A 24,743-nucleotide genomic window follows, 5' to 3' on the forward strand; every position below is an offset into this window, starting at 1 on the left:
GTTGAAAGACTTACTGAAGCTCTTTAAACAAAACGATCAGCAAGAAGAATTTGATGCCATACGGATAGGCATTGCCTCTCCGGACAAGGTGCGTTCCTGGTCATTTGGTGAAGTAAAAAAGCCCGAGACCATTAACTATCGTACTTTCAAGCCCGAGCGCGAAGGTTTGTTCTGTGCCAAGATTTTCGGCCCGATCAAGGACTACGAATGTCTTTGTGGCAAGTACAAGCGGCTCAAGCATCGTGGCGTGGTCTGTGAGAAATGTGGTGTGGAAGTCACCCAGGCGCGCGTGCGTCGTGAGCGTATGGGCCACATTGAGCTCGCCAGCCCGGTAGCGCATATCTGGTTCCTCAAGTCCTTGCCGAGTCGTATGGGTATGATACTTGATATGCCATTACGGGATATTGAGCGGGTTCTGTATTTTGAGGCCTATGTAGTGGTGGATCCCGGTGTGACCGCGCTGGAACGTGGTCTGATCATGAGTGAAGACCAATACCTGGATGCCCTCGAAGAACATGGTGACGAATTTGTCGCAAAAATGGGTGCAGAAGGTATTCGCGATCTGTTGCGAGGCATTCCGCTGGTTCAGGAAATTGAACGCATCCGTAATGAACTGCGCGAAAGTAACTCGGATACCAAAACCAAAAAGCTGAGCAAGCGTCTGAAAATACTCGAAGGTTTCGAATCTTCGGGGAATCGTCCGGAATGGATGATCCTGGAAGTTTTGCCGGTGCTGCCACCCGATCTGCGTCCTCTGGTGCCTTTGGATGGTGGTCGTTTTGCGACTTCGGATCTCAACGATTTGTATCGTCGCGTCATTAACCGCAACAACCGTCTGAAGCGCCTGTTGGAACTGAAAGCGCCGGATATTATCGTACGCAACGAAAAACGCATGTTGCAGGAAGCGGTTGATGCTCTTCTGGATAATGGTCGTCGTGGTCGCGCCATTTCCGGCCCCAACAAGCGTCCGCTCAAGTCGTTGGCAGATATGATCAAGGGTAAGCAGGGGCGTTTCCGTCAGAACCTGCTGGGTAAGCGGGTTGATTACTCTGGCCGTTCGGTCATTGTGGTTGGTCCCGAGTTGCGTCTGCATCAGTGTGGCCTTCCCAAGAAAATGGCGCTGGAGTTGTTCAAACCCTTTATTTTTAACAAACTCGAAGAGCGTGGTTTGGCGACGACCATCAAGGCGGCCAAACGCCTGGTAGAGCAGGAAAAACCCGAGGTTTGGGATATTCTCGAAGAAGTCATTCGCGAACATCCCGTCATGCTGAACCGCGCCCCGACCCTGCACCGTCTTGGCATCCAGGCGTTTGAGCCGGTATTGATCGAGGGCAAAGCCATTCAGCTGCATCCGCTGGTTTGTGCGGCCTACAACGCCGACTTTGACGGTGACCAGATGGCGGTCCACGTACCGCTGTCGTTGGAAGCCCAGCTCGAAGCCCGGACATTAATGATGTCGACCAATAACATACTCAGTCCTGCCAATGGTGATCCGGTCATCGTGCCGTCACAGGATATTGTGCTGGGACTTTACTATGTCAGTCAGGAGCGTGCTGATGCCAAGGGTACCGGCGGCATGTTCTCCGATATTCTCGAAGTACGTAGGGCTTATGAAACCGGTCAGGTGGGACTCCATGCCCGCATCACGGTCCGCTTCCGTGGCGAGCGCATTGAAACTACCGCCGGACGCGCCCTGCTCGGTGATATTTTGCCCGAAGGTTTGCCCTTCAGTGTCATCAACCGGGTGCTGAAGAAAAAAGTCATCGGCGAACTGATCAACACGTGTTACCGCACCCTGGGAATCAAGGATACGGTTATTTTTGCGGATCAGCTGATGTATACCGGCTTCCGTATGGCGACCCGTGCGGGTATTTCATTTGGTGCCGGCGATATGGTGACCCCGCAGGAGAAGGAAGGCATTCTCAGCCGCTCCGAAGACGAGGTTAAAGCTATACAGGCCCAATATACGTCTGGCCTGGTCACCGAGGGTGAACGTTACAATAAAGTCGTCGATATCTGGTCAAGAGCCACCGATGAAGTGGCCAAAGCCATGATGGATCGGGTCAGCAAGGAAACCGTTGAACTTCCAGACGGCAGCAAGGTGCAACAGGATTCCTTTAATTCCATCTTCATGATGGCGGATTCAGGAGCGCGTGGTTCTGCGGCCCAGATTCGTCAGTTGGCCGGTATGCGCGGTCTGATGGCCAAGCCGGATGGCTCCATCATTGAAACGCCTATTACCGCGAATTTCCGAGAGGGGCTTAACGTTCTGCAGTACTTCATCTCGACCCACGGCGCCCGTAAGGGACTGGCGGATACGGCACTGAAGACCGCAAACTCCGGTTACCTGACTCGCAGACTGGTTGACGTAACTCAAGATCTGGTAGTGGTTGAACACGATTGTGGATCGGAAGAAGGCCTGCCCATGACTTCTCTGGTGGAAGGGGGGGAAGTCATCGAACCCTTGCGCGACCGGGTGCTTGGCCGCGTTCTGTCCGAAGATCTTCTGCATCCGAATACCGGAGAGATTGTCATCCCCCGCAATACCATGTTGGCGGAGCAGCATTTGGGCCAGCTCGACGCACTGGGTGTGGATGCATTGAAGGTACGTTCACCGCTCACCTGTCATTCGCGGCACGGGGTTTGTGCCCTGTGTTATGGACGTGATCTGGCTCGTGGCCATCTGGTCAATGCCGGTGAAGCGGTCGGTGTCATCGCTGCGCAGTCCATTGGCGAACCGGGTACCCAGTTGACCATGCGGACTTTCCATATTGGTGGTGCCGCCAGTCGTTCTGCTGCGCAAAGCAGTCTGGATGTGAAGCAGGGTGGCATATTCCATTATCAGTCGAATTTGCGCGTAGTGACTCACTCCAGTGGTCGTCACGTCGTTGTCGGTCGTAATGGTGAAGTGACCGTGACAGACGAACAGGGTCGTGAAAAAGAACGTTACAAGATGCCTTACGGCGCGACATTGCTCGTCAATGATAATGCTCCGGTGACGGCAGGTATGCGGGTTGCAGAATGGGATCCGCATACGCGCCCGATTGTCAGCGAGGTAGGCGGTAGAATATCACTGAAAGATGCCGTAGAAGGCGCCAGTGTCGCTATCCAGACCGATGAAATAACTGGTCTGTCGACCTTGATGGTCATTGACACGAAACAGCGTCCGCCGCAGGGCCGGGATTTGCGGCCGGTCATTGGTATCCTTGATGAAAAGGGCCAGGATCTCAAGTTGCCGGGGACCGACTTGCCGGCACGTTATTTCCTGCCCGCAAGGGCGATTATTGCGGTACAGGAAGGGATGCAGATATTCCCGGGCGACATTTTGGCCCGTCTGCCCGCCGGTACCACGAAAACCCGCGATATTACGGGTGGTTTGCCACGTGTGGCCGAGTTGTTTGAAGCCCGTCGTCCCAAGGACTTTGCAATTATTGCGGAGCACGAAGGCATTGTCGGCTTTGGCAAGGATACCAAGGGTAAGCAGCGCCTCATCATTACCGACGAAAATGCAGAACAGCATGAGTATCTCATTCCCAAGGGCCGTCACGTTACGGTGTACGAAGGGGAGCGTGTTGTTCCCGGTGAGCAACTGGTAGAAGGCCAACCTGTACCCCATGACATCTTGCGGGTGTTGGGTGTCCAGGCGCTTGCGAATTACATTGTCGACGAAGTGCAGGACGTCTATCGCTTACAGGGCGTGCGCATTAACGACAAACACATTGAAGTGATTCTGCGCCAGATGCTGCGGCGGGTAGAGGTGACCTCCAGTGGCGATGGAACGTTTATTACTGGCGACCAGGTGGATCGGGCCCGGGTTGAAGATGAAAATGCCCAGTTGGAACGGGATGGCAAGGAACCGGCGCGCTTTACGCCGATGCTGCTGGGTATCACCAAGGCCAGCTTGTCTACCGAGTCATTTATTTCAGCGGCGAGTTTCCAGGAAACCACGCGTGTACTGACCGAAGCAGCGGTATCAGGAAAGCTGGATGACCTGCGTGGCCTAAAGGAAAACGTCATCGTCGGTCGTCTGGTTCCCGCTGGAACAGGCCTTGCCTACCATGAACATCGCCGGCGACTGAATCGTGGTGAGGTGTTGGCGACTGGTGGAGAATCATCATCTGTTGCTGCAGAAGTCTTGTTGAACAGCGAAAATCCTTAATTTTGTAAGGTATGTCCGAGGTTTGCCTTGACAGTCAGGGCGAGCCTCACTAGAATGCGCCCTCTCATCGGTGAGGCTGGGTGCCATCATCGTACTCTGGAGATTGTAAATGCCCACATTAAATCAACTCGTGCGCAAGCCACGCAAGCGGCCTGTCGCCAAAAGTAAGGTGCCAGCCCTGGATGCAAATCCACAAAAACGTGGAGTTTGTACCCGTGTTTACACCACGACGCCTAAAAAGCCGAACTCGGCATTGCGTAAGGTCGCCCGTGTGCGTCTCACGAATGGTTTTGAGGTAAGTAGCTATATTCCTGGTGAAGGTCATAACCTGCAGGAGCACTCGGTGGTACTCATCCGGGGTGGTCGTGTCAAGGATTTACCCGGCGTTCGTTATCATATTGTGCGTGGTACCCTGGATACCGCTGGCGTGAAAAATCGCAAGCAGTCCCGCTCCAAGTACGGCGCCAAGCGTCCCAAGTAAGCAAAGATTGAAGGAGTTGTTGCGCCATGCCCAGACGTCGTGAAGTCCCCAAGCGGATTGTTCTCCCGGATCCCAAGTATAAAGAAGAAGTCATCGCCAAATTTGCGAATGTCATGATGCGTGACGGCAAAAAAAGCACGGCGGAAAAAATTGTCTACGGTGCCCTTGAAATGGTTGCGGAGCGCAGTAAAAGTGATGCTCTCGAAGTATTTCGCAAGGCCATTGACAATGTCCGTCCGGTCGTCGAGGTCAAAAGTCGTCGCGTCGGCGGTGCTACTTATCAGGTGCCGGTAGAAATTCGTTCCGACCGGAGAATGGCCTTGGCCATGCGCTGGCTGCGTGATTCAGCGCGCAAGCGGAATGAAAAATCCATGGGCAACCGTCTCGCCGCCGAGATTCTTGAGGCAGCAGAAAATCGTGGAAATGCCGTTCGCAAGCGTGAAGAAACCCATCGTATGGCAGAAGCCAATAAAGCCTTTGCGCATTTCCGTTGGTAATTGACCGGACTCTCACCCAAAAGGACTAAACTGTGGCTCGCACGACCCCCATTGAACGTTATCGCAATATCGGCATTATGGCGCATATTGATGCCGGCAAAACGACTACCACGGAACGTATCTTATTTTACACGGGTGTGTCTCATAAGATTGGTGAAGTGCATGAGGGTACTGCCGTCATGGACTGGATGGCTCAGGAACAGGAGCGCGGCATAACCATTACCTCTGCCGCGACGACCTGTTTCTGGAAAGGTATGGATGGTCAACGTGCCGAACATCGCATCAACATCATTGATACCCCCGGACACGTAGACTTCACCATTGAAGTGGAGCGTTCTCTGCGCGTGCTGGACGGCGCCATGGCGGTGTTTTGTGCAGTGGGCGGTGTGCAGCCCCAGTCCGAGACGGTGTGGCGACAAGCCAACAAATACAAGGTTCCGCGTATTGCTTTTGTAAACAAGATGGATCGTCAGGGCGCCAACTTCAAGCGGGTAGTCGAGCAAATTGCGAGCAAGTTGAAAGGGAACCCGGTTCCGGTCCAGTTACCCATTGGTGAAGAAGACCGTTTCAGTGGTGTTATCGACTTGATGAAAATGAAGTCCATCAACTGGGATGATGCTCTTCAAGGGACGCGTTTTACCGAAGAAGAAATTCCTGCAGACCTGCGTGAAGAAGCCGAAGCCGCCCGTCACTTTATGGTTGAAGCCATTGCCGACGCGGATGAAGAGGTCATGATGAAATATCTGGAAGGGGAAGAAATCTCCATCCCCGAGCTTCAGGCCGCTTTGCGCAAGGCGACCATTGCTGGCGTAACCGTTCCAGTTCTTTGCGGTAGTGCTTTCAAAAACAAAGGGGTTCAGGCTGCATTAGATGCGGTTTTAGATTACTTGCCTTCACCTGTAGATATTGAGGCAGTAGTTGGCACGGATCCGGACTCCGGCGCACAAGTCGTGCGTTCTGCTGATGATGAAGAGCCGTTTTCTGCACTGGCCTTCAAAATTGCTACTGATCCATTTGTTGGGCAATTGACCTTTTTCAGGGTGTACTCAGGCGTGCTGACGGCTGGCTCCACCGTGTTGAACCCAGGTAGGAATCAAAAAGAACGCATTGGTCGTGTGCTCCAGATGCATGCCAATGAGCGCCATGAAATCAAAGAAGTTTTGGCAGGGGATATTGCTGCTGCAGTGGGTTTGAAAACGGCCTACACCGGTGACACCCTCTGTGATCTCAATAAGTCCATTTCTCTTGAGCAGATGGAATTTCCTGAGCCGGTCATTCATGTTGCTGTCGAGCCCAAAACCAAGGCCGATCAGGAAAAAATGGGCATTGCACTGGGTAAGCTGGCTCAGGAAGATCCCTCATTCCGGGTGCGTACGGATCAGGAATCAGGACAGACGATTATTTCCGGTATGGGCGAGCTTCATCTTGAAATCATTGTAGATCGTATGAAGCGCGAGTTTAACGTCGAAGCAACGGTGGGTGCACCTCAGGTCGCTTATCGTGAGACAATCCGCAAGACCGTAGAGGCAGAAGGTAAGTTTGTCCGCCAGTCTGGTGGTCGCGGTCAGTACGGTCATGTCTGGTTGCGTCTGGAACCTTTGGAACCAGGAACCGGATTCAGTTTTGAAAATGGTGTGGTTGGCGGTACGGTCCCCAAAGAATTTATAGGACCTACGCAAAAAGGTGTTGAAGAAGCCCTCGAAAATGGTATCATCGCCGGCTTCCCGGTAGTGGATGTCAAGGTGACCATTTTTGACGGTTCTTATCATGACGTCGACTCATCGGAAGCTGCATTTAAAATTGCAGGGTCCATGGGTTTCAAAGCCGGTGCAGCAAAAGCGAATCCAGTGCTGTTGGAGCCTATTTTTGCGGTGGAAGTGGTGACCCCGGAAGAATATATGGGTGATATCATCGGTGACATTAACAGTCGTCGCGGCATGATGCAGGGTATGGAAGACGAAGCCGGTGCCAAGGTCATTCGTTGTGAAGTGCCGCTGTCGGAAATGTTTGGTTATGCAACGACTGTCCGTTCATTGTCACAGGGACGTGCTACATACACCATGCAGTTTGAGAAGTATATGGAAGTCCCCGGCCATGTGGCCGAGGCCATTGTCAAGAAAAGTCAGCGCTAGTCGTAACGGGAGAGTTCAAGATGTCCAAAGGGAAATTTGAGCGGACTAAGCCGCATGTAAACGTGGGAACGATTGGTCACGTGGACCATGGGAAGACCACATTGACGGCGGCGCTGACGAAGGTGCTGTCGACGAAGTTTGGTGGAGAAGTACGGGCCTATGATCAGATTGATAACGCGCCTGAAGAACGGGCACGTGGCATCACGATCGCGACCTCACACGTGGAGTATGAGACGGAAGCGCGTCACTATGCCCACGTGGACTGCCCCGGACACGCCGACTATGTCAAGAACATGATCACCGGCGCGGCGCAGATGGATGGCGCCATTCTGGTCTGTTCGGCAGCGGACGGCCCCATGCCGCAGACGCGTGAACACATTCTGCTGGCCCGTCAGGTGGGCGTTCCCTACATTGTCGTGTTCCTGAACAAGGCCGATATGGTGGATGACGCCGAACTGCTTGAGCTGGTCGAAATGGAAGTCCGCGAACTGCTGTCCAAGTATGATTTCCCGGGAGACGATATCCCAGTGATCATTGGATCAGCCCTGAAGGCCCTGGAAGGCGATCAGAGCGACATCGGCGAACCCGCCATTTTCAAACTCGCAGACGCCCTCGACAGCTACATCCCCCTGCCTGAGCGTCCGGTCGACAAGCCCTTCCTGATGCCGATCGAAGACGTCTTCTCGATTTCCGGACGTGGCACCGTGGTCACCGGCCGTATTGAGCGTGGTATTGTCAAGGTCGGTGATGAAATTGAAATCATCGGCATCCGTGACACCGCCAAGAGCATTGTCACCGGTGTAGAAATGTTCCGGAAGATTCTGGATCAGGGACAGGCGGGCGACAACGTCGGCGTGTTGCTGCGTGGCACCAAGAAAGACGACGTGGAGCGTGGACAGGTACTGGCCAAGCCCGGCAGCATCAAACCGCACACCCGTTTTGAAGCGGAAGTGTATGTCCTGTCGAAAGAAGAAGGCGGACGCCACACCCCGTTTTTCAACGGCTACCGTCCACAGTTTTACTTCCGGACCACGGACGTAACCGGTGCTGTGGAATTGCCGGAAGGGGTAGAGATGGTGATGCCTGGTGACAACGTGTTGTTCAAGGTTGCGCTGATTGCCCCGATTGCGATGGAAGAAGGTTTGCGCTTTGCGGTACGTGAAGGTGGCCGTACGGTAGGTGCTGGCGTCGTTTCCAAGGTGGTCGAATAATGGACAGTTCAAAAATTCGTATTCGCTTGAAATCATACGATTACCGCATGCTGGATATTTCTGCAGCAGAAATCGTTGAAACAGCCCGGCGGACTGGGGCTCGGGTATGCGGTCCTATACCTCTGCCCACCAAGATCGAGCGCTTCACGGTGTTGCGTTCACCGCATGTGGACAAGAATGCCCGCGATCAGTTTGAACAGCGGACTCATAAGCGTTTGCTGGATATTCTCGATCCCAATGATAAAACCGTAGATGCGCTGATCAAGCTGGATCTTGCAGCGGGTGTCGACGTCGAGATCAAGCTGTAATTTTAGAAAGGACAAGAAAATGGTAATGGGTCTGATCGGACGGAAAGTAGGTATGACGCGCATCATCTCTGATGATGGACGGGTTTTGCCGGTAACCGTCATTCATGTGGCACCGAACAAGGTGACCCAGATTAAAGATATCGCCACTGATGGTTACTGTGCCGTACAGGTGGCCTGCGGTGAACGTCGTCCCCAAAGGGTAACGTCTGCACTGGCAGGACACTTCCGAAAGAGTGGTGTAATTCCAGGCCGCTTGTTGCGTGAGTTCCGCGTTGATGATACCGGGGCATACAGCAGTGGCAGTGAGATTGGTCTTGATGTATTTACTGCTGGTCAAAAAGTCGATGTAACTGGTACCAGTAAAGGTAAAGGTTTCGCTGGTGCCATCAAGCGCCATAATTTCCGTAGTAACCGCGCCAGTCACGGTAACTCACGGGCGCACAATGCACCGGGCTCCATTGGTTGTCGGCAGACTCCTGGGCGGGTATTCAAGGGCAAGAAGATGGCCGGTCATTTAGGTGATGAACAGGTTACCACGCTGAACCTTGAATTGGTGCGCATCGATGAGGCTCGGCAATTGCTGATGATCAAAGGTGCTGTACCTGGTGCACGCGATGGTGATGTCATCGTGCGTCCTGCAGTTCGCGGTTAGGAGAGATAAATATGCAAGTCCAAAGTCTGGAAATTGCCAGCGGCAAAAACAGTCCGGTTGAAATTGCTGACGGTGTTTTTGACGTTCCCTACAACGAAGCGCTGTTGCACCAGGTGGTTGTGGCGCAAATGGCTGGCATGCGGACTGCCACTGCGCACCAGAAGAATCGTTCAGCCGTCCGCGGTGGTGGCCGTAAACCCTGGAAGCAAAAGGGTACCGGTCGTGCGCGTGCTGGTACAACACGCAGCCCAATCTGGCGCGGTGGTGGTCGGGTGTTCCCTGCTGGTGGTGAAAACTACCATCAAAAAGTTAATAAAAAGATGTGGGCCGGGGCCATGCGTACAGTTCTGGCCGAATTGTTGCGTCAGGGTCGGTTGCAGATTATTCAACAGGAAGATTTTTCCGAAGCACGCAGTAAAATCGCGCGTGCATGGATTGATCAGGCAGGTGGTACGGATTTTCTGCTGGTCATGGGTGAAGTCCCAGTCAATTTATTCTTGAGCTTGCGGAATTTTCCGAAAGTTGGTATTGCCGGCTGGCAGGATATCGGTCCTGCAGATCTTCTCCAATATGGCCGCGTGCTGATGGATCAGGACGCAGTCATGAAATTAGGTGAGGTGTACGGATGAACGCAGAACGTAAATATCTGGTCCTTTTGGCCCCGGTCATCAGCGAAAAAAGCACCATGGTGCAGCAGAAGTCGAACCAGTTTGTATTCAAAGTGGCGCGCGACTCTACCAAACTTGAAATTAAGTCAGCTGTTGAAAAACTATTTGAAGTTCAGGTGTTGTCTGTTCAAACCTGCAATTACTTAGGCAAGGAAAAGCGTATGGGACGACACGTTGGCCGCCGCTCTTCCTGGAAAAAGGCTTATGTACGTCTGGCCGAAGGCAACAGCATTGACTACGGCGTGGCCTGAGGAAAGGATCTAAAAATGGCATTGATTAAAACTAAACCCACCTCCGCAGGTCGACGTTTTGTCGTTAAGAGCGTAGATACGCGTCTGCACAAAGGGGACCCGTATCCGAAGTTGGTGGAATCGCAATCACATAGTGGCGGCCGCAATAATCATGGGCGAATCACCCGACGTCACCAAGGTGGTGGGCACAAGTCACACTATCGACTTATTGATTTTAAGCGCAATAAATTTGACGTTCCCGGTAAAGTGGAACGTATGGAGTACGATCCCAATCGTTCGGCGCATATAGCACTTGTTTGCTATGTTGATGGAGAACGTCGTTACATTCTGGCCACCAAAGGAATGAATGTCGGTGACGCCATTCTTTCGGCTGAGCAAACGCCGATCAAGCCCGGCAACTGTATGCCTCTGCGCGGTATCCCGGTAGGTTCGGTAGTGCACAATATTGAAATGCGTCCGGGCAAGGGTGGGCAGATTGCTCGTTCGGCAGGTGCATCAGCACAGCTCATGGCGCGTGATGGGGAATATGCCCAGTTACGTTTGCGCTCTGGCGAAGTCCGTCGAATTCATGTATCCTGCCGCGCTACCATTGGTGAGGTTGGTAACGAAGAACACGGATCTCAGCAATTGGGTAAGGCCGGTGCCACGCGTTGGCGTGGTGTTCGACCAACCGTACGTGGTGTGGTAATGAACCCGGTAGATCATCCCCATGGTGGTGGTGAAGGTCGTACTTCCGGTGGTCGGCACCCGGTTTCACCTTGGGGGCAACCGACCAAGGGTTATCGTACCCGTAAAAACAAGCGTACAAGCAATATGATTGTACGACGTCGTTCGCGTTAGTGGTTAAGGGGATTTGACGTGCCACGTTCCATTAAAAAAGGTCCGTTCATTGATGAACATCTGGACCGTAAAGTACAAAGTGCACAGGCGAGTAGTAGCCGGCGTCCGATCAAAACATGGTCGCGTCGTTCCACTATTACCCCTGATTTCATCGGTCTGACCATCAGTGTACACAATGGTCGTCAGCACATTCCTGTTGTGGTTAACGAGAACATGGTTGGCCATAAGCTCGGTGAATTTGCACTGACACGGACCTTCAAAGGTCACGTGGCTGACAAAAAAGCCAAGCGATAAAGGGGAATCAGATGAAATCATCAGCTGTACTTAAAGGACTTCAGATGTCTCCCCAAAAAGCGCGACTGGTTGCTGACCTGGTGCGAGGCAAACCGGTAGACAAGGCTTTGGAGATTTTGCAGTTTACCAACAAGAAAGCGGCATTGCCCATTCGTAAATGTCTCGAATCAGCAATTGCTAATGCAGAAAACAATGAAGGTGCCGATGTGGACGCTCTTTTCGTCGAACAGATTCTGATTGACGGCGGTGCGGTACTGAAGCGCTTTGCGGCCCGGGCAAAAGGTCGGGGCTCACGGATACTGAAACGGACCAGCCATATCACGATTGTGGTCGCAGAGAGTTAACTGAGGAAGCTATGGGACAAAAAACCAATCCAGTCGGACTGCGTCTGGGAATCATTAAGAATTGGAACTCCCGTTGGTACGGGAAGGGTGATTTCCAAGAAAAATTGCTGGAAGATATTAAAATCCGCCAGTTCATTCGCGAGCGACTTTTCGGTGGAGCTGTTTCCGATATTATTATCGAACGTCCTGCACGGAGTGCGCGTATCACAGTACATACTGCGCGCCCTGGTATCGTTATCGGTAAAAAGGGCGAAGATATCGAAAAGTTACGTCATGATGTGCAAAAGCGCATGGGCGTTCCGGTTCATATTAATGTGGAAGAAATTCGTAAGCCCGAGTTGGATGCGCAACTGGTTGCTGAAAGCGTCGCCCAACAGTTGGAACGCCGAATCATGTTTCGCCGGGCGATGAAAAGAGCTGTTACGAATGCCATGCGTTTTGGAGCGCTGGGTATGCGCATTAATTGTGCCGGCCGATTGGGTGGAGCAGAAATTGCTCGTACTGAATGGTATCGGGAAGGGCGGGTGCCTTTGCACACCCTGCGTGCCGATATTGATTACGGTTTTGCTGAGGCGAAAACCACCTACGGTATTATTGGCGTCAAGGTATGGATTTTTAAGGGCGAGATTCTGGAATGGAGCACGGTACAAAATACCGGTGCTCACCAGAAGTAACGGGAGCTTCAGATGCTGCAGCCTAAACGTACGAAATTTCGTAAACAACACAAGGGACGCAATCGCGGCATAGCGACGCGTGGGAGTAAGGTAAGCTTTGGTGAATTTGGTCTTAAAGCTATTGGCCGGGGAAGAATTACTGCGCGTCAGTTAGAAGCTGCACGGCGTGCCATTAGTCGTCATGTAAAACGTGGCGGTCGGATCTGGATCCGTATTTTTCCTGACAAGCCCATCAGTAAAAAGCCGGCAGAAGTGCGGATGGGTAAAGGCAAAGGTAACCCTGAATATTGGGTGGCGCTGATCCAGCCTGGTAAAGTCCTATATGAAATGGAAGGTGTCAGTGAGGAAGTGGCTCGTGAAGCTTTTGCTTTAGGTGCGGCTAAACTTCCAGTGCAGACCGTATTTGTAAGTCGGCGGGTGATGGGATGAAAGCGCAAGAAATACAAAAACTGGATCTGGCTGGCTGCCAGACTGAACTCATGCAATTGCTGGAAGAGCAGTTCAAATTACGCATGCAGCATGCTACTGGTCAACTCGCCAAGACCACCCGTTTGCGTACAGTGCGCAGAGATATTGCCCGTGTCCGTACAGCGATTAGTGCCAAGAAGGGAGTGCAGTGATGAGCGAAGTAAAAAATCCCCGTAGTCTCGTTGGCACTGTTGTTAGCGACCGTATGGATAAAACTATCGTGGTTCTGGTCGAAAGACGCATCCAGCATCCGCTCTACAAAAAATATATTCGTCGTTCCAAAAAGTTTCATGCGCACGACGCTGACAATGCCTGCCACATTGGTGACACGGTTAAAATTGAAGAATGTCGGCCTTTGTCTAAAACCAAAAGCTGGCGTCTGGTGAATGTGCTCAGCCAGAGTGTTGTCGAAGGAGATAACGCATGATTCAGATGCAGACTAGATTAAGCGTGGCGGACAACAGTGGTGCGCGGGAAGTGATGTGCATCAAGGTACTCGGCGGCTCACACAGGCGTTATGCGGACATTGGCGATGTCATCAAGGTCAGCATCAAGGATGCGGTGCCTCGTGGTAAGGTCAAAAAGGGAGATGTTTACAATGCCCTGGTCGTCCGTACTCGCAAAGGCGTTCGTCGTGAGGATGGGTCCTTGATCCGCTTTGATACCAATGCGGCGGTGCTGCTTAACAATCAGTTGCAGCCTATTGGTACGCGTATATTTGGACCGGTAACCCGTGAATTGCGCGGGGCTAATTTCATGAAAATAATTTCGTTAGCGCCAGAAGTGCTGTAGGGGATGACCATGTTGAAGTTGCGTAAGGATGATGAAGTCGTGATTCTGGCCGGTAAGGACAAAGGCAAGCGCGGTAAGGTGCTGAAAGTTCTTAGTAGCGAATCACGGGTGCTGGTGGAGAAGGTGAACATGATCAAGCGTCACGTTCGTCCCGATCGTATGGGCAAGCCTGGCGGCATTGTCGAAAAAGAGGCGCCTCTTCATATTTCCAATGTGGCTATTTTCAACGCCACTGCGGGAACTGCAGACAGAGTTGGTTATAAGACGCTGGAAGGCGAACGTAAGGTTCGGGTTTTCAAGAGCAGCGGCGAAGTTATCAGCGGCCGTTAAGGGTAAAATATAAAATGGAAGCACGTTTACATACTTTGTACAAAAGCGCCATCGCCCCAAAGCTGATGCAGGATTTCGGTTATCAAAGCGTGATGGAAGTACCCAAGATTCTTAAAATCACCTTGAATATGGGTGTGGGTGAAGCGGTAGGTGACAAGAAGATTCTTGAAGCTGCCGTTGGTGACATGACTAAAATTGCGGGTCAGAAGCCCGTGGTAACCCGTGCCCGTAAATCGGTTGCTGCTTTTAAAATTCGCGATGGTTATCCAATTGGTTGCATGGTGACTTTACGCGGTCTGGTCATGTATGAGTTCCTCGATCGCCTGGTAACGGTAGCTATTCCTCGTATTCGCGATTTCCGTGGGCTGTCACCAAAATCTTTTGATGGTCGTGGTAACTACACCTTGGGTGTGAAAGAACAAATCATATTCCCTGAAATTGAATATGATAAAATTGATCGTTTGCGCGGGTTGGACGTGGTGTTCACTACCACCGCCAAGAATGATGAAGAGGGCCTTGGGCTGTTAAAAGCCTTCAAGATGCCCTTCCGGCCTTGAAGGGAGTTTGACGCGTGGCAAAAAAATCATTGATTGCAAAGTCCGAAAGGACCCCAAAGTTTAAGGTGCGTGCGTACCACCGTTGCAAATTGTGCGGACGTTCACGTGGTTACTATCGGAAATTTGGTCTGTGTCGTTTGTGCCTGCGTAAGCATGCCTCGGCGGGTTCAATTCCCGGTATTGTCAAAGCGAGCTGGTGAGGAAACACGATGAGCGTAACGGATCCTATTGCTGATATGCTTACGCGCATTAGAAATGCGCAACAAGTAAATAAAGCGAAAGTCTTAATGCCTGCTTCGAAACTGAAACGCGCCATTGCTCGTGTTCTGGTTGAAGAAGGTTATATTACCGATTTCCGGGAAGAAACTCAGGATGGTCATCCGGTTCTGAACCTGACTCTTAAGTATTATGCTGGAGCTGGGGTTATTGCCGAAATCCGTCGTGTAAGTCGACCGGGTGTGCGTATTTATCGGGGTGCTGATGATCTTCCCAAGGTTCGGGATGGTTTTGGCATTGCCATCATTTCCACTTCGCAGGGTATCATGACTGATCGTGCGGCACGTACTGCCGGGATTGGTGGTGAAGTACTCTGCGTCGTCTCTTAAGGGAGATTCAGTATGTCTCGAGTAGGGAAACAGCCTGTTACTCTTCCTAAAGGTGTGGAAGTTCATGTGGCTGATAAGTATTTGCACGTGAAAGGCCCCAAAGGTCAGATGTCCACGCCATTTCACTCCAGTGTGACGCTGCAAGTGGACGATGGAGTAGCTACCTTGGCCTGGGCTGAAGGGCAAAATGCTTTTGCCGGAACAATGCGCGCCTTGTTAAATAATATGGTGCATGGTGTCTCGGTAGGTTTTGAGCAGAAACTCGAAATTATCGGTGTGGGTTATCGTGCGCAAGCGAAAGGCAAAACCCTGAGCTTGAGTCTGGGATTTTCACATCCTGTAGATTATCCGGTGCCTGACGACATTACGATTGAAACGCCGACCCAGACAGAAATCGTGATCAAGGGTATTGATAAGCAGAAAATCGGGCAAATTGCCGCAGACATTCGTGCATATCGTCCTCCTGAGCCGTACAAGGGTAAAGGTGTGCGTTATGCAGGTGAAAATGTCCGTCGTAAAGAAGCCAAAAAGAAATAATGGTTGAGGCAGGTAATCATGAATAAAAATACATCCAGACTCCGTCGTGCACGTAAAACTCGTGCCCGGATTGCATCTCAAGCCAAACCAAGGCTTTGCGTCTTCCGTTCCGGAAAGCACATCTATGCACAGGTCATTGATGATTCCAAGGGCATTGTTATTGTTCAGGCCTCCAGTGTGGAAGGTGAGTTGCGTGCGACCATGCCGCGTGGTGCGGATGTGGCTGCCGCAGTGACCATCGGTCAGCGGGTTGCCGCCAAAGCATTGGCTGCTGGTGTGAAGGAAGTTGCCTTTGACCGAAGCGGTTATCGTTATCATGGTCGGGTGCGAGCCCTGGCCGACGCCGCCCGTGAGGGCGGGTTGTCGTTCTGACGGAGATCTGAAAAATGGCAAGGGAAAATCGTGATGCTCAGCCCAGCGATGGTATGCAGGAAAAGCTGATTCATATCAATCGTGTATCTAAGGTGGTCAAGGGCGGTCGGCAATTTGGTTTTGCGGCACTGATGGTCGTCGGAGATGGTGATGGCAAGGTCGGCTTTGGTCGAGGTAAAGCTAAGGAGGTTCCTGCGGGAATCCAGAAAGCCACTGATCAGGCTCGTCGTTGGATGACGCAAATCCCACTGATGCGTGGTGGCACAATTCCTTACCCGGTAGAAGGTCGTCATGGTGCTGCTCGCGTCATGTTGCGTCCTGCTCCAGAAGGTAGTGGCGTTATTGCTGGTGGTGCCATGCGCGCTGTCTGTGAAGCAGTAGGGTTGCGCAATGTGGTGGCTAAGTCGCTGGGTTCCAATAATCCTATCAATGTGGTACGTGCAACTTTTGATGCGTTCAACAAGCTTTCCAGCCCCCAGGCCATCGCCATGAAGCGTGGCAAAAGCCTGAAGGAAATTCGTGGTGAGGGAGGTCATGATGAATAAACAGTTACGTATCACTCTGGTCAAAAGTTTAATTGGGGTGACCGAAAAACATCGCCGTGTTGTGGTCGGCCTTGGTTTGCGTCGCACCAACCATACTGTTGATCGTCCTGATACGCCAGAAATCCGTGGCATGGTCAATAAAGTACCTTACTTATTGCGCTGGGAAGAGTTGTCATGAAATTAAATACGATAGCGCCTGCAGAGGGTGCCAAGAAAGATCGTCGTCGTGTCGGACGCGGGATTGGAAGTGGACTCGGTAAAACCGCAGGTCGTGGTCACAAGGGCCAGCATGCCAGGTCAGGTGGTTACCACAAGGTTGGTTTTGAGGGCGGTCAGATGCCCTTGCAACGCCGTATTCCTAAAAGAGGATTCCGGAATACTTTTGGTGCCCGTACTTGCGAGGTGACCTTGTCCCAGCTGGAAAATGCGGCGATAGATGGTGTGGTGGACATGGAAGGGCTACTGTTGCGGCGCGTTGTTCGCGGCAGCCCGGATGTCGTTAAGGTGATTATGACGGGTGAATTGAGCCAAGCTCTTACCGTGCGTGGATTGCGGGTCAGTGCGGGGGCCAAGTCTGCGATTGAAAGTGCTGGCGGAAAGGTCGAAGAATAATGGCCGGGTTGCGTAACATTGCGGGTGCCGCGCAAGGCGCTGGTAAGATCAATGAATTACGTAACCGCATTTTGTTTTTGTTGGGTGCCTTGCTGGTTTTTCGTATTGGCGCGCATATTCCGGTGCCGGGTATTGACCCGGCCGCCATGGCTTCATTTTTCAATGAGCAGCGCGGAACAATTCTCGGCATGTTCAACATGTTCTCCGGCGGTGCTCTGTCGCGCTTGACGGTTTTTGCATTGGGGATCATGCCTTATATCAGTGCTTCCATTATTTTCCAACTGGCGGGTTCAGTTTTCCCCAAGCTGGAAGAACTAAAAAAAGAAGGCGAGTCAGGTCGAAGAAAGATCACTGAATACACGCGTTATGCCACGGTCGGTCTCGCTCTTATGCAAGGACTGGGTATTGCTGTTGCTATTGAAAAAATGCACGCTGGTCATGTTCCGGTGGTAATAGACCCTGGTCCCTTGTTTTTGTTTACTACGACAATTTCCCTCGCCTGTGGTACTGTTTTCCTCATGTGGATTGGTGAGCAAATCACCGAACGTGGCATTGGCAATGGCATATCGCTGATCATTTTCGCGGGGATTGTCGCGGGACTGCCTGATGCTATCGGGACCACCTTTGAATTGATGCAAACCGGGCAGTTCCAACCGCTATTTGTGGTGGCATTATTTGTTCTGGCCCTTCTGGTTACCGCGTTTGTAGTGTTTATGGAAAGCGCACAGAGACGTGTTCCTATTCAATACGCCAAGCGTCAGGTTGGTCGTAAAATTTATGGTGGACAAAGCACGCACATGCCCCTCAAGGTAAATATGAGTGGTGTTATTCCACCGATTTTTGCGACCAGCATTTTATTGTTGCCAGCTACGCTTTCGGGGTGGTTTGCCAATGTTCCTGGTATGGAATGGTTGGCGCGCTTCGGTCAGGCATTGAGTCCGGGTTCTGCGCTTTATGTCGTGGTATTTACTACGGCGATTGTATTTTTTGCCTTCTTCTATACGGCAATGGTCTTCAATCCGAGAGATACGGCTGACAACCTCAAAAAATCTGGTGCGTTTGTTCCAGGGATCAGACCAGGTGAACATACTGCCCGTTACATGGACAGGATTTTAACCCGTCTAACCCTTTGGGGAGCCATTTACCTGACACTGGTTTGCTTGTTGCCGGAATTTCTCATTGTCCAGTATAACGTGCCTTTCTATTTAGGTGGCACCAGTTTGCTGATTGTGGTTGTGGTGATGATGGATCTCATGGGTCAGATTCAAAGTCATCTGCTCACCCATCAATATGAAGGGTTGATTCGTAAGAATCCCCTGAGTGGACGATGAGTTTGGTCAGGCACCTCATATTTTTGGGTGCTCCCGGAGCCGGAAAGGGTACACAGGCTCAGCGTCTGGCTCAATATTTAGGCTTGCCTCATGTCTCTACTGGTGATATGCTCCGCGCCTCTGTTCAGTCTGGTAGTGATATTGGGCGTCGTGCTGCTACAGTGATGGATTCTGGAGCACTGGTGAGCGACGACATTATCATTGGTATTGTTGCAGAGCGATTGACGTTGGAAGATGCAGTAGCCGGGGTGATATTCGACGGTTTTCCGCGAACTGTACATCAAGCGAATGCGCTAGACCAACTATTGCAGGGTGCCGGTGAAGACATTTCTGCTGTACTGCATATTGCGCTGGATGATGAGGAAATAGTTGAGCGGCTTTCAGGACGGCGTGTCTGTTCTGGTTGTGGTGCCATTTATCATGAACGTTATCATCCTTCATTGGTCAGTGCGGTATGTGATCAATGTGGGGGCAGTCTGGTCCAGCGTGAAGATGACCAGCCGGATGTGATCAGAAAGCGCCTGGCAGTTTATCAGGCGGAAACAGCTCCTTTGATCGCTTATTATCACGATCGGCCAGCCTACCGTCAGATTGATGGTCATGGTGAGGCGGATGAAGTGTTTGCCAGAATCGTGGAAGCGGTGAGGGAAAAAGATTAGATGTCTAAAGAAGATACTCTGGAGATGCAGGGCGAAGTCATTGAAAACCTGCCGAGTGCCACTTTTAAAGTGCGTCTCGAAAATGGGTATGTAGTGAATGCACATATATCCGGCAAAATGCGTATGCATTATATCCGTATATTGCCAGGAGATAAGGTGACTGTAGAAATGACGCCCTATGATTTAACCAAGGGTCGCATTATATATCGTGCCAAATAGGGGGATGTAATGAAAGTTCGGGCGTCAGTAAAAAAGCTCTGTCGTAATTGCAAGATAGTCCGTCGTAACGGTGTGGTGCGGGTCATTTGTGTAGAACCCCGTCATAAACAACGTCAAGGTTAAGGCGACTAAATTTATCAGTCTGTGGGGTCGACCCACTTAGTCTTTTGGAGGAATTGCGGATGGCCCGCATCGCTGGTGTTAATATTCCAAACAACAAGCAAATCGAAATTGCTTTGACGTATATTTATGGTATCGGCAGAACTCGTTCGCAGAGTATTTTGTCTGCAGCTGATATTGCTTTTGATATGCGCGTCAAGGACATCAGCGAACCCGAGCTGGAACGTATTCGGGCTGAGGTCGCCAAGTTTCTGGTGGAAGGTGATCTCCGTCGTGAGGTAACCATGAACATCAAACGATTGATGGACCTTGGTTGCTATCGCGGTATTCGGCATCGTCGTGGACTTCCTGTTCACGGTCAGCGTACCAAGACGAACGCACGGACACGTAAGGGTCCTGCCAAATCGATCACTCGTTAACTAGGAAGATTCCAGTAATGGCGAAAACTCAGACAAACTCCCGTGTGCGGAAGAAAGTAAAGAAAAACGTACTTGATGGAGTAGCGCATATATATGCGTCATTCAATAACACCATCATCACGATCAGTGACCGTCAGGGGAATGTCCTGACTTGGGCGAGCTCAGGTGGCTCCGGTTTCCGTGGGTCGCGCAAAAGCACCCCCTTTGCCGCTCAGGTGGCAGCGGAAAACGCGGGGAAAAAAGCACAGGAATATGGTGTCAAAAATCTGGATGTTGAAGTTCGCGGTCCTGGGCCCGGTCGGGAAAGTACCGTTCGTGCGCTGCATTCCATCGGCTTCCGCATTGCGAGTATTCGCGACGTCACGCCGATTCCCCATAACGGCTGCCGTCCGCCTAAAAAGCGGCGTGTTTAATTTTTAGGTGGAGGTAGTTAGTGGCTAAATATACGGGTCCCAGTTGTCGTTTGTGCCGTCGTGAAGGCGGCAAGCTCTTTCTGAAAGGTGAGAAATGCTTTTCGGACAAATGTCCGGTGAGCATTCGTGCCTATGCACCAGGCCAGCATGGTCAGCGTCGCGGAAGAGTAAGCGAATACGGCGGTCAGCTGCGTGAAAAGCAGAAAATTCGGCGCATTTATGGTGTTCTTGAAGGTCAGTTTCGCCGTTATTTCGAACGGGCCAGTCAGACCCGGGGAGTAACCGGTGAGAGCCTGCTGCGCCTTCTGGAGCTGCGTCTGGATAATGTTGCGTACCGGCTTGGATTTGGATCTTCGCGTGCGGAAGCCCGCCAGGTTGTTCGCCATGGTCATATTCTGGTTAATGGTCGCCGCGTGGATATTCCATCCTATCAGGTCCGTGCCGGTGATGTGGTGAGTGTGGCTGAATCTGCCCGTCAACATGTACGGATTGTAGCTGCGGTTGAAGCTGCCGGTGGTCGCGGATTCCCTGAATGGGTGAGCATGGATGCCGCCACACTCAGTGCAACAATTAAGGCCGTACCGGCGCGTGAAGATATCGCACCGGATTTGAACGAACAGGTCGTCGTGGAGTTGTACTCTAAGTAAGACCGGGGGTTGAGGAACGCTTATGACTGATGTTGGTGATTTGTTACGTCCGCAGGGCGTAGAAGTTGAAGAAATTTCCGCACGTCGTGCGCGCCTGTCTTTGGGCCCTCTGGAGCGTGGCTTTGGTCACACCTTGGGCAGTGGTTTGAGGCGTATTCTGCTCTCTTCGCTGAAAGGAGCGGCAGTGACCGAGGTGGAGATTGAGGGTGTTCTGCACGAATATTCCAGCATTGAAGGGGTGCAGGAAGATGTCGTAGATATTCTCCTCAATCTCAAAATGCTTGCAGTTCGCTCGCAGGGTCACAGTGATGTGATGGTTACTTTGCGCAAGCGTGGCCCGGGTTTGATGACCGGTGCAGACATTGTTTCTGAGCATGGTATTGAAGTGGCCAATCCTGATCAGGTCATTGCTACTTTGACTCGGGATGTAGAACTGGTCATGCATCTGCGGATTGACGATGGTCGCGGCTATGATGCTGCAGCTACACGGCGTCAGAATCATGAGAAACGTATTGGCGTGATGGCTCTGGATGCCAGTTTCAGTCCGGTTTTGAAAGTCAGTTATCAGGTCGAAAGTGCGCGTGTAGAACAGCGTACCGATTTGGATCGCTTGGTCCTGGATGTGGAAACCAACGGTGTCGTTGATCCGGTTTGGGCAGTTCAGGAGGCCTCACGGATTCTGCGTAGTCAGTTGGGCGTTTTGGCTGGTGCTGAAAATCAGCAGGAGCCTGAAGCTTCTCAGGTTCAAAACGGTCAGGATTTGATGCCCTTGCTGATACGTCCCGTGGATGACCTGGAGCTGACCGTTCGTTCAGCCAATTGTCTCAAAGCAGAAGATATTTTTTACATTGGTGATCTGGTTCAAAAATCCGAACAGGAACTATTGAAAGCTCCTAATCTCGGCAAAAAATCACTCACTGAAATCAAGGAAGTCCTGGTGGCCCATGGCCTCAGTCTGGGTATGCGTGTTGAAAACTGGCCGCCGGAGAACCTGCCGCCCATTTCCGGGCGCGGCGCAGACGTTGATGTTAACGGCTAATGTTCAGAATTTGGTAGAGGGAATGGGTTATGCGTCATCGCAAAAGTGGTAAGCAACTAAATAGAAATAGCAGTCATCGGCAGGCCATGTTTGCCAACATGATGGTGTCCTTGTTTCACCATGAGCGTATTGTTACGACGCTTCCAAAGGCCAAAGAGCTGCGTCGCTTTGCCGAACCGATGATAACCTTGGCGAAGGATGCCACGGTTGCCAAGCGTCGTCTGGCTTTTTCGCGCTTGCGTGATCGGCAGGCGGTGGTCAAGCTTTTTGATGATCTTGGTCCACATTATGCTGCGCGTCCCGGTGGTTATTTGCGTATTGTGAAATATGGCTTTCGTGCTGGTGACAATGCCCCTTTGGCTATTGTCGAGTTGGTCGACCGTCAGGCTGCCACCGCCTGATATCGCTTTACAAGGGCTTTTGAACCACAAATCGGTCCATGATGAAAATCAGGGCCGTTTTTTTGTGCCTTTTTTTAGGTTTCTGGCTACACATTAAACCTGACTACGTACTATGGTAATTTGGTATCGTTGTGCTTATTTTTCGGTACCCAAGCTAATAGGAGAAGTTTATGAAGAAGTTGACCCGTCGTGAATGGTTCCGGTCGAGTGGTAAGGTGGTTTTGGCGGCCGCAGTGGCACCGGCAGTGCTGTCCAATATCGCAGAGGCAGCAACCAGTAAAGCCAGTCAGGCCTCAGTGCAATATGTTACCCACCCCAACGGCAAGGAAATGTGCAGTAATTGCAAATTTTTTGTCGCTGGAGCCAAGCCCAACGAAGATGGGACCTGCAAGGTAGTGTCCGGTAAAATTAGTCCCCATGGGTATTGCGCTGTTTATATGCCGAAAAAATAGATCGCTGAATTATTGCTGTCCGGTACTGCCAAATCCGGCACTACCCCTCTCTGTGGTAGCAAATTTACCAACCACCAGAATTTCAGGGCGAATAACGGGTACCAGAACCATCTGCGCTACCCGTTCTCCCGGTTCAATGACGATTTCTTCTTGACTGCGGTTCCATAGAGACATTTTTATGGGTCCCTGGTAATCCGCATCAATGAGGCCGGTCAGGTTGCCCAAGACCAGGCCCTTATGTCCAAGACCTGAGCGGGGTAACAGGAGTGCGGTGATTCCAGGATCAGCGATGTGCATGGCAAAGCCTGCTGATACTAACCCCACAGTGTTTGCCGACAGATGCAGGGGCTCATCCAGGCAGGCGCGTAAATCCATTCCGGCGGCGTCAGCGCTGGCATAATGGGGTAATGGCCATTGTGTACCAATGCGTGGGTCGAGGATGCGAATTTGCAAATTAGTCACGGGAATGATGAACCTCGCTGGCGAAGTGGATTTTGCTGATGTGGCCGATGAGTATCCTTGCCATATCAATTTTACGGCAAGCTGGAATATCTATTTGAGTTTTATCATGGAGTAGGGTGCAGGCATTGATTTCACTGCCCATTCCAGTCGTGCTGCTGCTGATATCATTGATAATAATGGTATCGGCCCCCTTGCGGGATGCCTTGGCGCGTGCTGAATCCAAGTGATCCCGGGTTTCTGCGGCAAAGGCAACAATGACGCGTGGGCGTTGGGGGTGACGATGGATGCTGGACACGATATCTGGATTCAGTGTCAACGCAATCTGCTCAGGCACTGCTGATTTGGGCGTTTTATGTGGGCTTTGCAAAGTGGGTCGATGGTCCGCAACCGCCGCATTGGCAATCAATAAATCCGTGGGTATTTCCAGACTATGCAGGCAGGCCTCGAGCATCTCCTGAGCTGAGTTGACATCTTCCCGCAGAACCCCGGGCGGTGTTGGTTCATGACTGGGACCGCTGATGAGTCGTACCTGCGCACCGGCTTCAGCACAAGCCTGAGCCAGTGCAAATCCCTGTTTGCCGCTTGCGCGGTTGGTCAGTCCCCGGGCTGGATCCAGGCTTTCCCAGGTGGGGCCTGCAGTAACCAGTATTTGCTTTCCAGAAAGTGTTTTGTTGGCCAGAGCCAGGCGCAGTTGGCCAACTATCTGCTCTGGTTCCAGCATGCGTCCCGTGCCTTCCTCGCCACAAGCTAAAACCCCGGCATCAGGGCCCAGAAATTGTGCGCCATATTCAAGCAGCTGCTGGATATGCCCCTGGGTGGCAGGATGTGACCACATGCTGGCGTTCATGGCCGGAGCAAGAAAAACGGGTGCGCGCGTGACCAGCAGCAGGGTACTGAGTAGATCATTGGCAAGACCCAGGGAAAAACGGGCAAGACTATTTGCCGTCACCGGCGCGACAATAATGGCATCCGGCCAGCGCGCCAGACGAATATGATCCATTGCGGCTTCATCCTCGGCCGCAAATAAATCCTGGCGTACCGGCTGACCACTCAGGGCCTGTAAAGTGATGGGCGTAACAAACTGCCTGGCGCTTTGGGTCATGACTACGCGTACTTCGGCACCGAGGCGCAGCAATTGGCGGACTATTTCCGGACTTTTATAGGCCGCAATGCTGCCACAAATTCCCATCAGAATTCGTTTGCCAGCCAGGGGCTCGGTCGTGTTGAATAGGGTTTCTATCATGATATTCCC

At 51.8% G+C, this 24,743-nt stretch carries 38 protein-coding genes; 36 read left to right on the forward strand and 2 right to left on the reverse strand.

Annotated elements, in window-relative coordinates; genetic code table 11:
• Window position 1 precedes the first annotated feature (1 nt).
• The 36 genes from rpoC (at window position 2) to H7F11_RS03450 (ending at window position 23,029) form a co-directional block, all read left to right on the forward strand.
• Window positions 2-4,159 (forward strand): DNA-directed RNA polymerase subunit beta', encoded by a 4,158-nt coding sequence (gene rpoC, locus H7F11_RS03275; protein WP_193649887.1) that lies wholly within the window; start codon window positions 2-4, stop codon window positions 4,157-4,159.
• A gap of 109 nt (window positions 4,160-4,268) precedes the next feature.
• Window positions 4,269-4,640 carry a 30S ribosomal protein S12 gene (rpsL, locus tag H7F11_RS03280; protein WP_010641426.1) on the forward strand — a complete coding sequence of 124 codons (372 nt, stop codon included), beginning with the start codon at window positions 4,269-4,271 and terminating at the stop codon, window positions 4,638-4,640.
• Between the two features lie 26 nt (window positions 4,641-4,666).
• A complete protein-coding gene (gene rpsG, locus H7F11_RS03285; protein WP_010641428.1) occupies window positions 4,667-5,137 on the forward strand; it encodes a 30S ribosomal protein S7 in 471 nt (156 codons plus the stop codon).
• Window positions 5,138-5,169: 32 nt separating this feature from the next.
• Window positions 5,170-7,269: an elongation factor G gene (gene fusA, locus H7F11_RS03290; RefSeq protein ID WP_193649838.1), complete on the forward strand. Its 2,100-nt coding sequence runs from the start codon at window positions 5,170-5,172 to the stop codon at window positions 7,267-7,269.
• A 20-nt stretch (window positions 7,270-7,289) separates the two neighbouring features.
• Window positions 7,290-8,480: an elongation factor Tu gene (gene tuf / locus H7F11_RS03295; RefSeq protein ID WP_193649834.1), complete on the forward strand. Its 1,191-nt coding sequence runs from the start codon at window positions 7,290-7,292 to the stop codon at window positions 8,478-8,480.
• Complete coding sequence (rpsJ, locus tag H7F11_RS03300; protein ID WP_012536086.1) at window positions 8,480-8,788, forward strand: 30S ribosomal protein S10; 309 nt, start codon at window positions 8,480-8,482, stop codon at window positions 8,786-8,788. Before tuf ends, rpsJ begins: the two co-directional genes overlap by 1 nt.
• Window positions 8,789-8,807: 19 nt before the next feature.
• On the forward strand, window positions 8,808-9,440 hold the full coding sequence (gene rplC, locus H7F11_RS03305; protein ID WP_193649839.1) for a 50S ribosomal protein L3: 633 nt from the start codon (window positions 8,808-8,810) through the stop codon (window positions 9,438-9,440).
• 11 nt (window positions 9,441-9,451) lie between these two features.
• The gene (gene rplD, locus H7F11_RS03310) at window positions 9,452-10,069 is read left to right on the forward strand and encodes a 50S ribosomal protein L4 (protein ID WP_193649840.1); all 618 of its coding nucleotides are present in this window, start codon (window positions 9,452-9,454) and stop codon (window positions 10,067-10,069) included.
• A complete protein-coding gene (gene rplW, locus H7F11_RS03315; RefSeq protein ID WP_031573667.1) occupies window positions 10,066-10,359 on the forward strand; it encodes a 50S ribosomal protein L23 in 294 nt (97 codons plus the stop codon). The genes rplD and rplW overlap by 4 nt, the downstream gene beginning before the upstream one ends.
• Before the next feature lie 15 nt (window positions 10,360-10,374).
• Entirely contained in the window at window positions 10,375-11,199 is an 825-nt protein-coding gene (rplB, locus tag H7F11_RS03320; protein ID WP_193649841.1) for a 50S ribosomal protein L2, read from the forward strand.
• Between the two features lie 18 nt (window positions 11,200-11,217).
• The gene (rpsS, locus tag H7F11_RS03325; protein WP_010639699.1) at window positions 11,218-11,493 is read left to right on the forward strand and encodes a 30S ribosomal protein S19; all 276 of its coding nucleotides are present in this window, start codon (window positions 11,218-11,220) and stop codon (window positions 11,491-11,493) included.
• Between the two features lie 11 nt (window positions 11,494-11,504).
• Complete coding sequence (gene rplV / locus H7F11_RS03330; RefSeq protein ID WP_010639697.1) at window positions 11,505-11,837, forward strand: 50S ribosomal protein L22; 333 nt, start codon at window positions 11,505-11,507, stop codon at window positions 11,835-11,837.
• An 11-nt stretch (window positions 11,838-11,848) separates the two neighbouring features.
• Window positions 11,849-12,511 (forward strand): 30S ribosomal protein S3, encoded by a 663-nt coding sequence (gene rpsC, locus H7F11_RS03335; protein WP_193649842.1) that lies wholly within the window; start codon window positions 11,849-11,851, stop codon window positions 12,509-12,511.
• Window positions 12,512-12,523: 12 nt separating this feature from the next.
• Window positions 12,524-12,940 carry a 50S ribosomal protein L16 gene (rplP, locus tag H7F11_RS03340; RefSeq protein WP_010639694.1) on the forward strand — a complete coding sequence of 139 codons (417 nt, stop codon included), beginning with the start codon at window positions 12,524-12,526 and terminating at the stop codon, window positions 12,938-12,940.
• Window positions 12,937-13,131 (forward strand): 50S ribosomal protein L29, encoded by a 195-nt coding sequence (gene rpmC, locus H7F11_RS03345; RefSeq protein WP_031573675.1) that lies wholly within the window; start codon window positions 12,937-12,939, stop codon window positions 13,129-13,131. Before rplP ends, rpmC begins: the two co-directional genes overlap by 4 nt.
• Window positions 13,131-13,406, forward strand: coding sequence for a 30S ribosomal protein S17 (rpsQ, locus tag H7F11_RS03350; RefSeq protein ID WP_193649843.1), 276 nt, complete (start codon window positions 13,131-13,133; stop codon window positions 13,404-13,406). Before rpmC ends, rpsQ begins: the two co-directional genes overlap by 1 nt.
• A complete protein-coding gene (gene rplN, locus H7F11_RS03355) occupies window positions 13,403-13,771 on the forward strand; it encodes a 50S ribosomal protein L14 (protein ID WP_010639690.1) in 369 nt (122 codons plus the stop codon). Before rpsQ ends, rplN begins: the two co-directional genes overlap by 4 nt.
• A gap of 9 nt (window positions 13,772-13,780) precedes the next feature.
• The gene (gene rplX, locus H7F11_RS03360) at window positions 13,781-14,101 is read left to right on the forward strand and encodes a 50S ribosomal protein L24 (protein WP_193649844.1); all 321 of its coding nucleotides are present in this window, start codon (window positions 13,781-13,783) and stop codon (window positions 14,099-14,101) included.
• Window positions 14,102-14,115: 14 nt separating this feature from the next.
• On the forward strand, window positions 14,116-14,658 hold the full coding sequence (gene rplE, locus H7F11_RS03365; RefSeq protein WP_010639686.1) for a 50S ribosomal protein L5: 543 nt from the start codon (window positions 14,116-14,118) through the stop codon (window positions 14,656-14,658).
• A 14-nt stretch (window positions 14,659-14,672) separates the two neighbouring features.
• Window positions 14,673-14,858, forward strand: a complete 186-nt coding sequence (locus H7F11_RS03370; RefSeq protein WP_010639684.1) for a type Z 30S ribosomal protein S14 — start codon at window positions 14,673-14,675, stop codon at window positions 14,856-14,858.
• A gap of 9 nt (window positions 14,859-14,867) precedes the next feature.
• Window positions 14,868-15,263, forward strand: coding sequence for a 30S ribosomal protein S8 (rpsH, locus tag H7F11_RS03375; RefSeq protein ID WP_010639682.1), 396 nt, complete (start codon window positions 14,868-14,870; stop codon window positions 15,261-15,263).
• Window positions 15,264-15,275: 12 nt separating this feature from the next.
• On the forward strand, window positions 15,276-15,800 hold the full coding sequence (rplF, locus tag H7F11_RS03380; protein WP_193649845.1) for a 50S ribosomal protein L6: 525 nt from the start codon (window positions 15,276-15,278) through the stop codon (window positions 15,798-15,800).
• An 18-nt stretch (window positions 15,801-15,818) separates the two neighbouring features.
• Entirely contained in the window at window positions 15,819-16,172 is a 354-nt protein-coding gene (gene rplR, locus H7F11_RS03385) for a 50S ribosomal protein L18 (RefSeq protein ID WP_193649846.1), read from the forward strand.
• A gap of 14 nt (window positions 16,173-16,186) precedes the next feature.
• Complete coding sequence (gene rpsE, locus H7F11_RS03390; RefSeq protein ID WP_193649847.1) at window positions 16,187-16,717, forward strand: 30S ribosomal protein S5; 531 nt, start codon at window positions 16,187-16,189, stop codon at window positions 16,715-16,717.
• A complete protein-coding gene (gene rpmD / locus H7F11_RS03395; RefSeq protein ID WP_193649888.1) occupies window positions 16,710-16,895 on the forward strand; it encodes a 50S ribosomal protein L30 in 186 nt (61 codons plus the stop codon). The genes rpsE and rpmD overlap by 8 nt, the downstream gene beginning before the upstream one ends.
• Window positions 16,892-17,329 (forward strand): 50S ribosomal protein L15, encoded by a 438-nt coding sequence (gene rplO, locus H7F11_RS03400; RefSeq protein WP_193649848.1) that lies wholly within the window; start codon window positions 16,892-16,894, stop codon window positions 17,327-17,329. The genes rpmD and rplO overlap by 4 nt, the downstream gene beginning before the upstream one ends.
• Window positions 17,329-18,660 carry a preprotein translocase subunit SecY gene (secY, locus tag H7F11_RS03405; protein ID WP_193649849.1) on the forward strand — a complete coding sequence of 444 codons (1,332 nt, stop codon included), beginning with the start codon at window positions 17,329-17,331 and terminating at the stop codon, window positions 18,658-18,660. The genes rplO and secY overlap by 1 nt, the downstream gene beginning before the upstream one ends.
• Window positions 18,657-19,319, forward strand: a complete 663-nt coding sequence (locus H7F11_RS03410; protein ID WP_193657999.1) for an adenylate kinase — start codon at window positions 18,657-18,659, stop codon at window positions 19,317-19,319. The genes secY and H7F11_RS03410 overlap by 4 nt, the downstream gene beginning before the upstream one ends.
• On the forward strand, window positions 19,320-19,538 hold the full coding sequence (infA, locus tag H7F11_RS03415; RefSeq protein ID WP_010639668.1) for a translation initiation factor IF-1: 219 nt from the start codon (window positions 19,320-19,322) through the stop codon (window positions 19,536-19,538).
• 9 nt (window positions 19,539-19,547) lie between these two features.
• Window positions 19,548-19,661 (forward strand): 50S ribosomal protein L36, encoded by a 114-nt coding sequence (gene rpmJ, locus H7F11_RS03420; protein WP_009568281.1) that lies wholly within the window; start codon window positions 19,548-19,550, stop codon window positions 19,659-19,661.
• Window positions 19,662-19,720: 59 nt separating this feature from the next.
• A complete protein-coding gene (rpsM, locus tag H7F11_RS03425; protein ID WP_010639657.1) occupies window positions 19,721-20,077 on the forward strand; it encodes a 30S ribosomal protein S13 in 357 nt (118 codons plus the stop codon).
• Window positions 20,078-20,094: 17 nt separating this feature from the next.
• Window positions 20,095-20,490 (forward strand): 30S ribosomal protein S11, encoded by a 396-nt coding sequence (rpsK, locus tag H7F11_RS03430; RefSeq protein WP_010639656.1) that lies wholly within the window; start codon window positions 20,095-20,097, stop codon window positions 20,488-20,490.
• A 20-nt stretch (window positions 20,491-20,510) separates the two neighbouring features.
• Window positions 20,511-21,137: a 30S ribosomal protein S4 gene (gene rpsD / locus H7F11_RS03435; RefSeq protein WP_193649851.1), complete on the forward strand. Its 627-nt coding sequence runs from the start codon at window positions 20,511-20,513 to the stop codon at window positions 21,135-21,137.
• A 22-nt stretch (window positions 21,138-21,159) separates the two neighbouring features.
• Entirely contained in the window at window positions 21,160-22,176 is a 1,017-nt protein-coding gene (locus tag H7F11_RS03440) for a DNA-directed RNA polymerase subunit alpha (RefSeq protein WP_193649852.1), read from the forward strand.
• A gap of 29 nt (window positions 22,177-22,205) precedes the next feature.
• The gene (rplQ, locus tag H7F11_RS03445) at window positions 22,206-22,577 is read left to right on the forward strand and encodes a 50S ribosomal protein L17 (RefSeq protein WP_193649853.1); all 372 of its coding nucleotides are present in this window, start codon (window positions 22,206-22,208) and stop codon (window positions 22,575-22,577) included.
• Window positions 22,578-22,747: 170 nt separating this feature from the next.
• Window positions 22,748-23,029 (forward strand): high-potential iron-sulfur protein, encoded by a 282-nt coding sequence (locus tag H7F11_RS03450; protein ID WP_193649854.1) that lies wholly within the window; start codon window positions 22,748-22,750, stop codon window positions 23,027-23,029.
• Window positions 23,030-23,038: 9 nt separating this feature from the next.
• On the opposite strand, the gene dut is transcribed toward H7F11_RS03450, so the two are convergent.
• Together dut and coaBC are read right to left on the reverse strand one after the other, a co-directional pair.
• A complete protein-coding gene (gene dut / locus H7F11_RS03455) occupies window positions 23,039-23,491 on the reverse strand; it encodes a dUTP diphosphatase (RefSeq protein WP_193649855.1) in 453 nt (150 codons plus the stop codon).
• The gene (gene coaBC / locus H7F11_RS03460) at window positions 23,484-24,734 is read right to left on the reverse strand and encodes a bifunctional phosphopantothenoylcysteine decarboxylase/phosphopantothenate--cysteine ligase CoaBC (RefSeq protein ID WP_193649856.1); all 1,251 of its coding nucleotides are present in this window, start codon (window positions 24,732-24,734) and stop codon (window positions 23,484-23,486) included. The genes dut and coaBC overlap by 8 nt, the downstream gene beginning before the upstream one ends.
• Between the last annotated feature and the right edge of the window lie 9 nt (window positions 24,735-24,743).

Origin of the sequence: Acidithiobacillus sp. HP-2, assembly GCF_015100155.1 — a bacterium.
GTDB lineage: Bacteria > Pseudomonadota > Gammaproteobacteria > Acidithiobacillales > Acidithiobacillaceae > Acidithiobacillus.